This is a genomic window from Agromyces flavus, assembly GCF_900104685.1.
Classification (GTDB): Bacteria; Actinomycetota; Actinomycetes; order Actinomycetales; family Microbacteriaceae; genus Agromyces; species Agromyces flavus.
The window spans coordinates 959110-971823 of sequence record NZ_LT629755.1 but is presented as its reverse complement, the minus strand read 5'-3'; the positions used below and the strand labels follow the sequence as shown (position 1 = coordinate 971823).

General features: G+C 71.7%; 11 protein-coding genes and 1 riboswitch. All 11 genes read right to left on the bottom strand.

Annotated features, from left to right (window positions below):
* Positions 1–675 (bottom strand): ECF transporter S component, encoded by a 675-nt coding sequence (locus BLT99_RS04570; protein WP_308209002.1) that lies wholly within the window; start codon positions 673–675, stop codon positions 1–3.
* A gap of 38 nt (positions 676–713) precedes the next feature.
* A riboswitch (TPP riboswitch) is annotated at positions 714–824 on the bottom strand.
* Between the two features lie 60 nt (positions 825–884).
* The gene (locus tag BLT99_RS04565) at positions 885–1217 is read right to left on the bottom strand and encodes a hypothetical protein (RefSeq protein ID WP_092669654.1); all 333 of its coding nucleotides are present in this window, start codon (positions 1215–1217) and stop codon (positions 885–887) included.
* Positions 1218–1282: 65 nt separating this feature from the next.
* Positions 1283–2581 carry a DNA polymerase IV gene (locus BLT99_RS04560; protein ID WP_092669652.1) on the bottom strand — a complete coding sequence of 433 codons (1299 nt, stop codon included), beginning with the start codon at positions 2579–2581 and terminating at the stop codon, positions 1283–1285.
* 37 nt (positions 2582–2618) lie between these two features.
* On the bottom strand, positions 2619–3296 hold the full coding sequence (locus tag BLT99_RS04555) for a hypothetical protein (protein ID WP_092669650.1): 678 nt from the start codon (positions 3294–3296) through the stop codon (positions 2619–2621).
* 65 nt (positions 3297–3361) lie between these two features.
* Positions 3362–4879: an Asp-tRNA(Asn)/Glu-tRNA(Gln) amidotransferase subunit GatB gene (gene gatB, locus BLT99_RS04550; protein ID WP_092669648.1), complete on the bottom strand. Its 1518-nt coding sequence runs from the start codon at positions 4877–4879 to the stop codon at positions 3362–3364.
* A complete protein-coding gene (gene gatA / locus BLT99_RS04545; protein ID WP_092669646.1) occupies positions 4879–6408 on the bottom strand; it encodes an Asp-tRNA(Asn)/Glu-tRNA(Gln) amidotransferase subunit GatA in 1530 nt (509 codons plus the stop codon). Before gatA ends, gatB begins: the two co-directional genes overlap by 1 nt.
* Positions 6405–6704 carry an Asp-tRNA(Asn)/Glu-tRNA(Gln) amidotransferase subunit GatC gene (gene gatC, locus BLT99_RS04540; protein WP_092669644.1) on the bottom strand — a complete coding sequence of 100 codons (300 nt, stop codon included), beginning with the start codon at positions 6702–6704 and terminating at the stop codon, positions 6405–6407. Before gatC ends, gatA begins: the two co-directional genes overlap by 4 nt.
* Before the next feature lie 37 nt (positions 6705–6741).
* Positions 6742–8508 carry an alkaline phosphatase family protein gene (locus BLT99_RS04535; RefSeq protein WP_092669642.1) on the bottom strand — a complete coding sequence of 589 codons (1767 nt, stop codon included), beginning with the start codon at positions 8506–8508 and terminating at the stop codon, positions 6742–6744.
* Positions 8509–8518: 10 nt separating this feature from the next.
* Entirely contained in the window at positions 8519–10852 is a 2334-nt protein-coding gene (ligA, locus tag BLT99_RS04530) for an NAD-dependent DNA ligase LigA (RefSeq protein WP_229724661.1), read from the bottom strand.
* A gap of 157 nt (positions 10853–11009) precedes the next feature.
* The gene (locus tag BLT99_RS04525; protein WP_092669638.1) at positions 11010–11804 is read right to left on the bottom strand and encodes a hypothetical protein; all 795 of its coding nucleotides are present in this window, start codon (positions 11802–11804) and stop codon (positions 11010–11012) included.
* Positions 11805–11995: 191 nt separating this feature from the next.
* Positions 11996–12709 (bottom strand): hypothetical protein, encoded by a 714-nt coding sequence (locus BLT99_RS04520; RefSeq protein WP_092669636.1) that lies wholly within the window; start codon positions 12707–12709, stop codon positions 11996–11998.
* Positions 12710–12714 lie beyond the last annotated feature (5 nt).

Below are 12714 nucleotides of genomic sequence, written 5' to 3'. Positions count from 1 at the left end.
TCAGACCCGTCCGGTCACGTCCCGTCCGGCGGCGAATCGGTTGAGCGCGCCGGTCGCCGCGAGCGCGCGGACGACGAGCCAGCCGAGCAGTCCCGCGAGGATCGCGCCCGAGGCCACGACGGTGCCGAGGTAGAGGAACAGGAACTCGGCCGACTTCTGCAGGTTGCCGGACGTGAACAGCTCGAGCGTCCAGGCCCCCAGGCCCGCAGCCGCTCCGGCGAGCATCGCCGTGACGACGCCGAATCGGCGATAGCCCGTCGCGAGGAAGACCAGTTCAGCGCCCAGGCCCTGCGCGAGCCCGGAGTAGATGGTCTCGATGCCCCACTGGTTGCCGATGAGCGCGGAGACGATCGCCGCGAGCAGTTCGACGTAGAGGGCCGCACCCGGCTTGCGGATGATCAGGCCGCCGAGCACGCCGCCGATGAGCCAGATGCCGACGGCGACGCCCCCGAGTCCAGGCGTCAGCGCGTCGGCCGCGCTGAACCAGGCGTAGCCGACGTTGTTCCAGAAGAGGAACACCAGGCCGGTCGCCACGCCGATGACGCTCGCGACGACGATGTCGACGACGCGCCAGTGGGAGGTGCGCCGCGCGGACGTGTCGGTCGCCGTCTCGGCCGCGATCGGCTCGCCGGCGACGTCGTGGGTGCGGTCGGTGCCGCGGGTGGTCTCGTGCACTGTTCGTGCCCTTTCGTCAGGTGGAAAGCGGCACGGGAGATGAGATCGGATGCCCTCCCTGCGCTGGCATGACCCAGATCAGGTTCGACGGTCGAAGGTTGGAGAACCTTCCTCTCAGCCCGGCTCACCGGACTCCCGTGTTCGAGCACGAGTATACGCCCGCCGGCCGCGCATGACGCGCGCGTCGGCGGGCGGCGACGAGGATGCGCCTACTTCTTGAGCGCTCGGATGATGAGCCGCAGGGCCTTGCCGGTGACGGCGATGAACGGGATCGCGACGATGAGGACTCCGAGGATGTTGGGCTCGAATCGGACGTCGCCGCCACGGCTCACGTACGCGCCCAGCGGCACGGACCATCCCCCGCCCCCGCCGCCCGAGCCCTCGCCCTGCTCGGGGGCGCTCCCCGAGCCGCCGCCGAACCCGTACGCGCCGAGCGCGACGGGTACGACATCGACACCACCCAGCTGGACCTTGTCGGCATACGAGGTGCGGACCCCGACGCCGGCGACCTTGTCTGCGAGCTCGAGCACGAAATCAGCCATGCCGCCACGCTACCGGCGCCGAACCGACCCCGGTAGACCTTGACGGACGGAGCGAGTCGGCCACGTCACGGACGCGGGCGCTCCGACGACCGCCCCGACTCGTCGGCGTCGTCCCGCTCCCACCCGGCGCCGGCCGTCGGCATCAGGCCCGGCCCGCCGGGACGGACGAGCGCGGCCGGACGGACCGCGCCGCGACCGAACCTCCGGGTCACCTCATCGATGGTGCGCTCGGCATCGCGCCAGTCCTCGTCGGGGTCCCACAGCGGAGCGCCACCGCCCGCGTCGCGGAGTTGCTCGGCGCGCACGCCGATGAGGCGCACGCGACGCCCGTCGCCCACGAGCTCCCCGAGCGGGACGAGCGCCTCCTCGTAGATGCGGCGCGCGACATCGGTCGGCTCCGCGAGCGTGCGCGACCGGGTCACCGTGGTGAAGTCGCCGTAGCGGAGCTTCAGCGTCACCGTGCGCGCCACCAAGCCCGCCTTCCGCAGCCGCACGCCGACGTCGGCGGCGAGGCGGAGCAGCTCCCTGGCGATGTCGTCAGGCGCGACGAGGTCGTGGTCGAATGTCGTCTCGTGGCCGATGCTCTTCTCGACGCGCCGGGTCTCGACGTCACGCGGATCGATGCCGTTCGCCAACCGCGACAGCCGGGCGGCGAGCGCCGGGCCGACCGCCCGGGTCAGGGCGTCGAGCGGCATGGCGGCGACGTCGCCGACGGTGCGCAGTCCGAGCTTGAGCAGGGACTCCTCGGTCACGCGACCGACGCCCCACAGTGCCGAGACGGGCAGCGGGTGCAGGAACGCGGTGGTCTCGGCGGCCGGCACGACGAGCATGCCGTCGGGCTTGGCGCGACCCGACGCGACCTTCGCCACGTACTTGCTGGCGGCGACGCCCACCGAGCACGTGAGCCCGGTCTCGTCGTGCACGCGGCGTCGGATGGTCCAGGCGATCTCGGCCGGGCTGCCGTGCAGCCGGCGAGCGCCCGACACGTCGAGGAACGCCTCATCGATCGAGAGCGGCTCGACGAGCGGCGTGAGCTCGCGGAAGATCGTCATGACGCGGTCGGAGTACTCGGCGTACCTCCGGTAGTCGCCGCGCAGCACGACGGCGTTCGGACAGCGCTGCAGCGCGACCGACATCGGCATGGCCGAGTTGACGCCGTACCGGCGGGCCTCGTAGCTCGCCGCCGCCACGACGCCCCGGCCGGCGGTGCCGCCCACCAGCACGGGCTTGCCCCGAAGCTCGGGGCGTCGCAACAACTCGACGGAGACGAAGAAGGCATCCATGTCGACGTGCAGGATCGGCGTCGCCGAGTCGTCGACCGGACCCGTCGTGACCTGCCGCGACGAGCCGTCCTGCCTGCTCATGCTGGGACCCTAGCGGGGACCGCCGACCCGGGTCGGATCAGAACCCGCCGAAGTCGCCGCCCCCGAAGTCGCCGCCGAAGTCGCCTCCGAAGTCTCCGCCGGAGCCGCCCCAGTCGCCCCCGCCGAAGTCGCCGCCCGCGTCTCCCGCGCCCGCGTCGCCGGCGCCCGCGTCTCCGGCGTCGCCGCCGTCGGTGCCCGCGGCGTCAGCGCCGTCGGCTCCGGCCGCGTCGAACGACGAGGCATCGGGCAGGAACGCCTGCGCGATCGCCGACCCGATCACGACACCCGCAACGGTGCCGAGCAGCGAACTGCCGACCATCGACCCGAACGACGGACCGCCACGGCCGTATGCGCCGCCGCCTGCCGGCGCGCCCGCGAAGGCGCGCTCCATCGAGCCCGGCTGTCGCAGCTCCTGCCGGGTCGCAGCCCGGGCCAGGGACTGCGGGTCGTCGGACGCGAGCCGCTCCCCTGCCGGGGCCTGCTCGGAGAGCGAACGGAACACCTGCTGGCGCTGCTCGGGCGTGAGCTTCGCGAACGCCTCGGCGTGGACCGCTTCGATCGACTCGGGCGGCGCGGTGCGCAGGAGATAGCGGTAGCGCTCGATCGCGAGCTCGTCCTCGCTCAGCCGACGCTGCTGGGGCGCCTGCGGCACCTGCGGCGCGGACTGGCGGGCGCGATCGTCGTCGCCGCCGAAGAGTCGGTCAAGGAATCCCATGATGTCCTCACTCTCGTAGGGATCGACAGCGTATCGGCACCCGCCTCGAACGGGCTGGGAACCCGCTATTGCTCGCTGCCGGCCCGCTCGAGGACGAGCTCGCGCACGCGCGCAGCGTCGGCCTTGCCCTGCATCGCCTTCATGACCGCGCCGATGACGGCGCCCGCGGCCTGCACCTTGCCGTCGCGGATCTTCGCGAGCACGTCGGGCTGCGCAGCGAGTGCCTGGTCGATCGCGGCGACGAGCGCACCGTCGTCGGAGACGACGGCGAGGCCGCGCGCCTCGACGATCTCGCGCGGCGAGCCCTCGCCCGCGATGACGCCCTCGAGCACCTGGCGGGCGAGGCGGTCGGTGAGGGTGCCCTCGTCGACGAGCGCGGCGAGCTCGGCGACATCCACGGGCTCGACCAACTCGCTCGCATCGGTGCCCTGCGCGTTCGCGATGCGGGTCAGCTCGCCGGTCCACCACTTGCGCGCGGCGGCGGGCGTGGCGCCCGCCTCGACCGTGGCGAGCACCTCGTTGAGCAGGCCGCCGTTGACGACGCCCTGGAAGTCGATGTCGCTGAAGCCCCACTCGGCCTTGAGGCGGCGCCGACGCGTGGCCGGCGGCTCGGGCAGCGCGGCCCGCAGCTCCTCGATCAGCGCGGGGTCGGGCTCGACCGGCAGCAGGTCGGGCTCGGGGAAGTACCGGTAGTCGTCGGCATCGGACTTGGGGCGGCCGGGGCTCGTGGTGCCCGTGTCCTCGTGCCAGTGACGGGTCTCCTGCGTGATGGTGCCGCCGTCGGCGAGGATCGCCGCCTGCCGCTGGATCTCGTAGCGGACCGCGCGCTCGACCGAGCGCATCGAGTTGACGTTCTTCGTCTCAGTCCGCGTACCGAACTTCTCCTGGCCCTTGGGACGCAGCGAGACGTTCGCGTCGCAGCGCAGGTTGCCGCGCTCCATGCGCGCCTCGGAGATGCCGAGCGAGAGCACGATGTCGCGGATGGCGGCGACGTACGCGCGCGCGAGTGCTGGCGCATCCGCCCCGGCCCCGACCACGGGCTTCGTCACGATCTCGACGAGCGGCACGCCCGCGCGGTTGTAGTCGACGAGCGAGTACTCGGCGCCGTGGATGCGGCCGGTCGCGCCGACGTGCGTGAGCTTGCCCGCGTCCTCCTCCATGTGCGCCCGCTCGATCGCCACCTGGAAGACGCGGCCGTTCTCGAGCTCGACCTCGACCGACCCCTCGAACGCGATCGGCTCGTCGTACTGCGAGATCTGGTAGTTCTTGCCGAGGTCGGGGTAGAAGTAGTTCTTCCGAGCGAATCGGCTCGACGGCGCGATCGAGCAGCCGAGCGCGAGGCCCAGCGAGATCGAGTGACGCACGGCCGTGCCGTTGACGACCGGGAGGGAGCCGGGCAGGCCCATGTCGACCGGCGCGACGAGCGTGTTCGGCTCGGCGCCGTGGTAGGCGCTGTTGGCCGGGTTGGGTGCCGGCGAGAACATCTTCGTCGTGGTGTTGAGCTCGACGTGCACCTCGAGCCCGATCACCGGCTCGAAGCGCTCGAGGGCCTCGTCGAAGTCCATCAGTGCCGCGCGTGCCATCAGACCACGCCCTCCTCGGTCGCCATGAGTTCGTGGGTGGACAGGTCGGGGGCCTGCGCGAGCAGTGGACCGCCCCACTGGTCGACGAGCAGCGCCTCGAGCGCGCCGCCGACGTTGTAGAGGCGGGCGTCTTCGCGCGCCGGCGCCAGGAACTGGATGCCGACCGGGAGGCCGTCTTCAGGAGCGAGGCCCGCGGGCACCGAGATGCCGGGCACGCCCGCGAGGTTCGCCGGGATCGTCGCGACGTCGTTGAGGTACATCGCGAGCGGGTCGTCGAGCTTCTCGCCGAGCTTGAACGCCGTGGTCGGCGCGCTGGGCGTCGCGAGCACGTCGACCTTGCCGAATGCGGCGTCGAAGTCCTGCTGCACGAGCGTGCGGACCTTCTGCGCGCTGCCGTAGTAGGCGTCGTAGTAGCCGGCCGACAGGGCGTAGGTGCCGAGGATGATGCGGCGCTTGACCTCGGGACCGAAGCCGGCTTCGCGCGTCGCCGCCATGACCTCTTCGACCGTGCCGCCGCCGTCGGGCACGACGCGCAGGCCGAACCGAACGGAGTCGAACTTCGCGAGGTTCGACGAGGCCTCGGCGGGCAGGATCAGGTAATAGGCAGCGATCGAGTACTCGAAGCTCGGTGCGGCCACCTCGACGATCTCGGCGCCGTTGCGCTCGAGCAGTTCGAGCGCCTCGTGGAAGCGCTGGCGCACGCCCGCCTGGAAGCCGTCGGTGTCGAGCTCCTTCACCACGCCGATGCGCAGGCCCGAGACATCCGCTCGCCGCACGGCCTCTGCCATGGACGGCCACGGATCGGGGATCGAGGTCTGGTCGTGCGGATCGTGCCCGGCGATGACGTCGTGCAGGAGTGCCGCGTCGAGGACGGTGCGGCTGACCGGCCCGACCTGGTCGAGCGAGGACGCGAGTGCGATCGAGCCGTAGCGGCTCACTCCGCCGTACGTGGGCTTGGTGCCGACGGTTCCGGTCACGTGCGCGGGCTGGCGGATGGATCCACCGGTGTCGCTGCCGAGCGCCAGCGGCGCCTCGAAGGCCGCCACCGCGGCGGCGGACCCGCCGCCCGAACCACCCGGGATCCGCTCGAGGTCCCACGGGTTGTGCGTCGGGCCGTACGCCGAGTGCTCGGTCGAGGAGCCCATCGCGAACTCGTCCATGTTGGTCTTGCCGAGCAGCACCATGCCGGCCTCGCGCACCTTGCGCACGGGCGTCGCATCGTAGGGCGGCACCCAGCCCTCGAGGATCCGCGAGCCGGAGGTCGACGGCATGCCCTTGGTGACGAGCACGTCCTTGATCGCGATCGGCACGCCCGCGAGCGGGCCGAGCTCCTCGCCGGCGGCACGGCGACGATCGACCTCGGCGGCGGCCTCGAGTGCGGCGTCGTTGACGTGGAGGTACGCGTGGACGGCACCGTCGACAGCGGCGATGCGGTCGAGGTGCGCCTGGGTCGCCTCGACGGACGACACCTCGCGCGAGGAGAGCCGGTCGGCGAGGTCGGCCGCGCTCAGCCGGATCAGGTCGCTCACTGCTCCTCCCCCAGGATCGCCGTGACGACGAAGCGGGTGCCGTCGTGCTCGGGCGCGCCGGAGAGCACCTGCTCGAGGCTCAGGACGTCGGACGGGACGTCCTCGCGCAGCGGGTTGTGCAGCGGGATCGGGTGGCTCGTCGGCGAGACCTCGGGCGTGGCGACCTCGCTCACCTTCTCGACCGCCTGCATGATCTGGCCGAGTTCCGTGGTGAGGTGGCCGATCTCTTCCTCGGTGAGCGCGATGCGAGCGAGGTTCGCGAGGTGCGCGACCTGCTCGGCGCTGATTTCAGACATGCTGCTCCGTCGTATGGGGATGGGGATGCCAGCGATTCTATCGAGGCGCGCCGAACAGGCCGACGCCGTACTTCTGCAGCGCCTCGTACGCGTCGCCGTAGGTCTGCGGCTCGGCTTCGCCCTCGTCGCCGTACTTGGCGATGAGCATTCCGAGCAGGCCGCGTGCCGGTGGGCTGAGCGGAGCCGTGCGATGCGCCTCGGCCGGGTGCGGGGCGGATTCGGGATTCGGCGGCGTGTACTGGGGCGTGGTGGCCGGCCAGGTGAGCGGATGCCGCGGGGTGTCGAGGGTGAGCGCGTTGCGGAGGTCGGGCGCGCCGTCGTCGCGGTCGGTGAGGGGGTCGAGCTCGTGCAGCTTGCACAGGGTGGCGATCACGGACCCATGGTGCATCTGGTCGTGGATGATGCCACCCTCGGCGGTGTACGCCGAGATCGCGATGGCCGGGACACGGCAGCCCAGCCGGTCGAACGTGAATCCCATCTCACCGGGCTTCGCGTCGGGGTGCGGCGGCGTGGCCGACGGCGGCGCGACGTGGTCGTACGTGCCGCCGTGCTCGTCGAACGTCAGGAGCAGCATCGTGTTCATCGCGTTGGACCCGCCCTCGGTCGCGCTCGCGCGGATCGCGGAGTAGATGCGGTGGAGGAGCAGCTCGCCCGCGCGGACGTCGGAGATCGCGCTGTCGGTGACCTCTTCACCCTCGACCACGGTCTGGCGGAGCGGCCCCACCGGTGGGTGGAAGTCGTTGTGGTCGTAGATCATGCGCGGCTCCACGAACGAGTAGGGCGGGAGCTTCCCGTCCTCGACGTCGGTCCAGAACCGGGACATGGGCGCGAAGTGGTCGGTGCGCCAGTACTTCTCGAGTGCCGGCGCATGGATGAACCCGGTCAGCGAGATCAGCTGCAGGTCGTCGAAGTAGATCCGCCAGTCCAGCCCTGCGTCCTCCAGGCGGTTGAAGATGGTCGGCGCGGCCTTCGCCTCGAGCCACTTGAGGTAGCCGTCGTCGCCGCCGCGGTTGGTGACGAACCCGTGCGAGGTCGAGGCGTGGAAGAACGAACGGTTGCAGAACGTCTGGCTGGGCACCGCGCAGTGCCAGGCGTCGTAGACCGCGAAGCCCTTCGCGAGCGTGGTCGTGACGGGCAGCATCTCGGGCGAGAACGAGCCCATGATCTGGTGGATGTCCCGGTCACCGTCGTGCCGGACGTCGTGATCGACGTGGTGGGCGTAATCGACGACGAAGCCGCCCATGGTGGGTCTCGCACCGGCGTCGGGCGCGTTGTAGGGCTCGCGCATCTCGTCGACCGGTGCCGAGGCGTTCGACGCGGGGCGGATGGTGCCGAACAGCTGGGTGTTGACGTGGGGGAACTCCTCGCCCGGATCGGGGTCGGGCCGGCTCATGATCACGTCGGTCGGCCCGGCGTACACGTGCGCGGAAACGCTCGTGCCGGACGGATCGGTGTTCGCATACTCGCCGAATGCGAGCCCGTCGAACGTGGCCCGGTCAGGAAGGGTGTCGGCGTCGTAGAGCCAGCCGAGGAAGTTGTCGAAGGAGCGGTTCTCGCTCATGACCACCACGAGATGATCGAAGCCGGGCGTGCGTCGCGCCGTCGGCGTCGACGGGAGCGCGGCGATTCCCTCCGCCCCCTCGGTCACGCCCGCGGAGTGTCCGACGGTGGCGCCCACCGCGGCGGCGCCGCCGCCCGCGACCACTGCGGCGGCGCCGGCGACACCGCCGAGCTTCAGGAACTCGCGGCGCGACGCGCCGCTCGCCCGGGTCTCGTCGTCCCGGACGTCGTCGTCATCCGCCATGCGGCCCCCCTCAACCGAGCGCGTCGGGTCCTTCCGTGACGAGCACGGCGAACTGCGCCGCGTCGATCACGCGCACGCCGAGCTCTTCGGCTTTCGCCAGCTTGGAGCCGGCACCCGGACCGGCCGCGACGAAGTCCGTCTTCTTCGACACGCTCGACGCCGCCTTGCCGCCCGCGGCGATGATGGCCTCCTGCGCGCCTTCTCGGGTGAAGCCGTCGAGACTGCCCGTCGCCACGACCGTGAGGCCCGCGAGCACGCCGTCGATGTCGCCGGCCCGGCCGGGCCCGGGGTGCCCGGGCGTCGCGAACTGCACGCCCGCCGCCGCCCAGCGTTCGACGATCTCGCGATGCCAGTCGGCCTCGAACCAGTCGATGAGCGAGTCGGCGATGATGCCGCCGACGCCCTCGACGTGGGCGAGCTCCTCGCGGCTCGCGGCGCGGATCGCCTCGAGTGAGCCGAAGTGCTCGGCGAGCGCGCGCGCGGCGACCGGACCGACGTGCCGGATGTTGAGTGCCACGAGCAGCCGCCACAACGGCTTGGTCTTGGCCTTCTCGAGCTCGTCGAGCAGCTTGGTCGCCGCGCCCGAGGGAAGCAGTTCACGATGGGACTTGCGGACGCCGGCCCTGCGGCGCTCGGCCTGGTCGAGGTGCTCGGTGCCGGGCGGATAGGTCGCCGGGCCGTACTTCTGGAACGGTGCACGTCGGACGGGCTCGCCCGTCGCGTCGTCGATCTTGACCTCGCCGGTCTCGGCGTCGCGCACGACGACCTGGATCGGGATGAGCTCGTCGAGCGTCAGGTCGAAGAGCCGGGCCTCGGTCTCGAGCGGGGGGACGGCCGGAACGGTCGGCTGCGTGAGCGCTGCGGCCGTGACCTCGCCGAGGGCCTCGATGTCGAGCGCACCGCGCGACCCGATGTGCTCGACCCGGCCGCGCACCTGCGCCGGACACGACTCGGCGTTCGGGCACCGCAGGTCGATGTCGCCCTCCTTCATCGGGCGGAGCGGCGTGCCGCACTCGGGGCACTCGGACGGCATGTGCCATTCGCGCTCGGTTCCGTCGCGCAGCTGCTCGACCGCGCCGAGGATCTCGGGGATCACGTCGCCCGCCTTGCGCAGCACGACGGTGTCGCCGATCATCACGCCCTTGGCCTTCACGATGCCCTGGTTGTGGAGCGTCGCCTGTCGCACCGTCGATCCGGCGACCTTGACGGGCTCCATGATCGCGTAGGGGGTCGCCCGGCCGGTGCGACCCACGCCCACGGCGATGTCGATGAGCTTCGTGTGCACCTCTTCGGGCGGGTACTTGAACGCGATCGCCCATCTCGGCGCACGGCTGGTTGATCCGAGCTCGTCGTGCAGGGCGAGCTCGTCGACCTTGACGACGATGCCGTCGATCTCGTGCTCGATGTCGTGCCGGTGCTCGCCCCAGTGCTCGATGAACCCGGCGACCTCGTCGACCGATGGGAGCACGCGGCTGTACGGCGACACCGGGAGTCCCCACCCCGCGAGCAGCGCGTAGATGTCGGACTGCGCCTCGACGGGCGGGCGCTCCCACGCCCCGATGCCGTGCAGGTACAACGAGAGCCGGCCGAGCCGATCGCGCATGAGCTCGAGGTCGAACGCGCTCTTGCGCTCGCGCCGCTGCCTGAGGCTGCCGGCCGCGGTGTTCCGTGCGTTGGCGAACTCGGGGAACCTGGTCTTGATGGACGCCTCGGGCCGGCCCTTCGCCAGCTCGTCGGCCACATACGCCGCCTGGAGATCGCGCTGCCGCCGGTTGAGCGCCTCGAACTCGCTCGTCGCGAGGAACACCTCGCCGCGCACCTCGAAGAACGAGGGGAACCCGTCTCCGGAGAGCCGGCTCGGGATCGCCGGGATGAGCTCGACGTTCTCGGTGATGTCTTCTCCGACACGGCCGTCGCCGCGTGTGGTCGCCGTCTCGAGCACGCCGTCGCGGTACGCGAGGCTGATCGCGAGCCCGTCGATCTTGAGTTCGCTGAGCCACTGCACCGGTCGCGCGGCATCCCGCTCCGCCTTCACCGCCCACTCGCGGAACTCGTCGACGGAGAACACGTTGTCGAGGCTCAGCATGCGCTCGGCGTGCTCATGCTCCGGGAATCCGGCGGAGGCGACTACCGCACCGACCTGCTGGGTCGGACTGTCTTGGCCGACGAGTTCGGGGAACGCGCGCTCGAGCGCCTCCAACCGGTGGAACGCCGTGTCGTACTCGGCGTCGGAGAGCGGCGAATCGCCGTCGCCGTAATAGGCGAGGCGCGCACGGTCGATCAGCTCGGTGAGCCGTTCGACCTCGGCGCGTGCGGTCTCGAAGTCGGCTGCGATGTCGCTCACACGGGCAATCCTAGGAGCCGCCTCCGACGTCGGGGCTGGCTCGGACCGGCTGCCCCGGAGAATCGCGGGCCCCGGGGCTCCGCCTCACGTGACGACGAGTGGGGTGCGCGGCCCCAGCCGCGCACCCCTCTTCGGCGCCGCGCCCCGCCCCCGGGCGTCAGGCGCCGAAGCCGGCGGCGTCCACCTTGCGGTGGTACCGCGTCCCGGCCTTGCCGCCGAGGATGGCTCCGCCGAGGCTCGCCAGGATGACCAGCACCAGCGTGACGATGCCGGCGACCGTCAGTTCGCCCTCGGTCACGGGGATCCGCGGGAAGGTGTTGAGGTTCGCGAGGATGTCGTACTGCGAGCCGGCGATCGCTGCGATGACGGCACCGACGACGGCGATGACGATGGCCCACAGCCAGACGGCGAGGCCCTGCTTCATGCCGTTGAACCGCGCCATCCGACCGGCCACGTAGCCGCCGGCGAAGTAGGCGACGAACAGGATCACGAGCAGCGCGATGGCGCCGACGATGCCGATCGTCTGGGCGTTCTCGGCGGCGGCCTCGTCGACCGCCTCGCCGAGCGTGCCGAGCCCCAGCGCCGCGCCGGTCGCGGCCAGCAGCGCAGTGAGCAGCACGGCGACGCCGACGGCCGTCAGCCAGCCGAAGAACGCCGAGCCGAACTTGATGCCGCCGTACCGCTGGCGCTGCCGGTCCACGACCGCGGCTCGCAGCGCCGGGTCGGACACGAGTCGCTCGTCCCGAGCGGCGTCGCGGTGACGGGCCGCCACCTCGCGGTCGTCGCGGACGCCGTCGCCGTCGCGGTCCGCCGCGACCTCGCGGTCGTCGCGGACGCCGTCGCGGTCCCGGTCCACGCCGACCTCGCGGTCGTCGCGGTCGCCGTCGCCGTCGCGGTCCGCCGGAGTCGGCGGATACGGATCGCGGGCGGGTCGATCGGATGAGGTGCTCATGACAGGTCCCCTCTCGTGGTGTGCGCCGCACACGGGTGGTGCCTGCGGCGCCGTTCCCGACGATACGGCGGCGAGGGGTCGGCGTCAGGGGCCTTGACAGAGGGCGTCGAAGCGCCCTCACGGTGCAGCGAACGTACGGCCGACGTTCAGGTTGGGCAGCTCAGCGTCGGCGCACCGGCCAGTGAGCCGTGTCAGGCCTCGAGCCCGACGCGGTCGACCCGCCGGTGGTAGCGCACGCCCACCGTTCCGCCGAGCACGGCGCCCCCGATGCTCACGAGCACCAGGGCGACCGCGGCACCGATCCAGGCGACGGTGACGAGCTCGACCGAGACGGGGATGCTGGGCACGGCGTCCCGTCCGGCGGCGACGAAGCCGAAGCGCCCGTCGAGCAGGCCGATCGCGACGGCGGCGGCGATGCCGATGACGACGGCCCAGCCCCAGACGGCGAGACCCTGCGCGGCGCCGCTGAACCGCGCCATCCGCCCGGCCACGTAGCCGCCGCAGTAGAAGGAGACGAGCACGATCGCGAGGATGATGCCGATCACGATCCACCCGACGGTGACGCCGTCGAACGGACCGAGCCCGCCGGTCGCCCACGGGTCGGGGATGACATCCAGCCCGATCACGGCCGTCACGACGACGACGACGCCCGCGAGGATGGCCCCGGTCGCCGTGGCCGTGAGCCAGCCGAAGAACGCCGACCCGATCTTGGGACCGCCGAACGCCTCGCGCTGTCGTTCCGCGACCTCTTCCACCGTGATCGGACGTTCGTCGATCGGGTCGTCCCACTGTCGGGGCGCCGGATCGATCACGGCGGTCGTCGCCGTGGTCGGAGCCGGTTCCAGGTTCCGGAAGGGCTCGGCGGGGTCTCGGTTCGGGTCGGCGGGGTACAGCGGGTAGGACACGACGG

Excerpts from the sequence above, each read along its gene's own strand:
- BLT99_RS04555 (WP_092669650.1), bottom strand. The coding sequence starts at position 3,296 with ATGGGATTCCTTGACCGACTCTTCGGCGGCGACGACGATCGCGCCCGC.
- BLT99_RS04565 (WP_092669654.1), bottom strand. The coding sequence starts at position 1,217 with ATGGCTGATTTCGTGCTCGAGCTCGCAGACAAGGTCGCCGGCGTCGGG.
- gatC (WP_092669644.1), bottom strand. The coding sequence starts at position 6,704 with ATGTCTGAAATCAGCGCCGAGCAGGTCGCGCACCTCGCGAACCTCGCT.
- BLT99_RS04560 (WP_092669652.1), bottom strand. The coding sequence starts at position 2,581 with ATGAGCAGGCAGGACGGCTCGTCGCGGCAGGTCACGACGGGTCCGGTC.
- BLT99_RS04525 (WP_092669638.1), bottom strand. The coding sequence starts at position 11,804 with ATGAGCACCTCATCCGATCGACCCGCCCGCGATCCGTATCCGCCGACT.
- gatB (WP_092669648.1), bottom strand. The coding sequence starts at position 4,879 with ATGGCACGCGCGGCACTGATGGACTTCGACGAGGCCCTCGAGCGCTTC.
- BLT99_RS04535 (WP_092669642.1), bottom strand. The coding sequence starts at position 8,508 with ATGGCGGATGACGACGACGTCCGGGACGACGAGACCCGGGCGAGCGGC.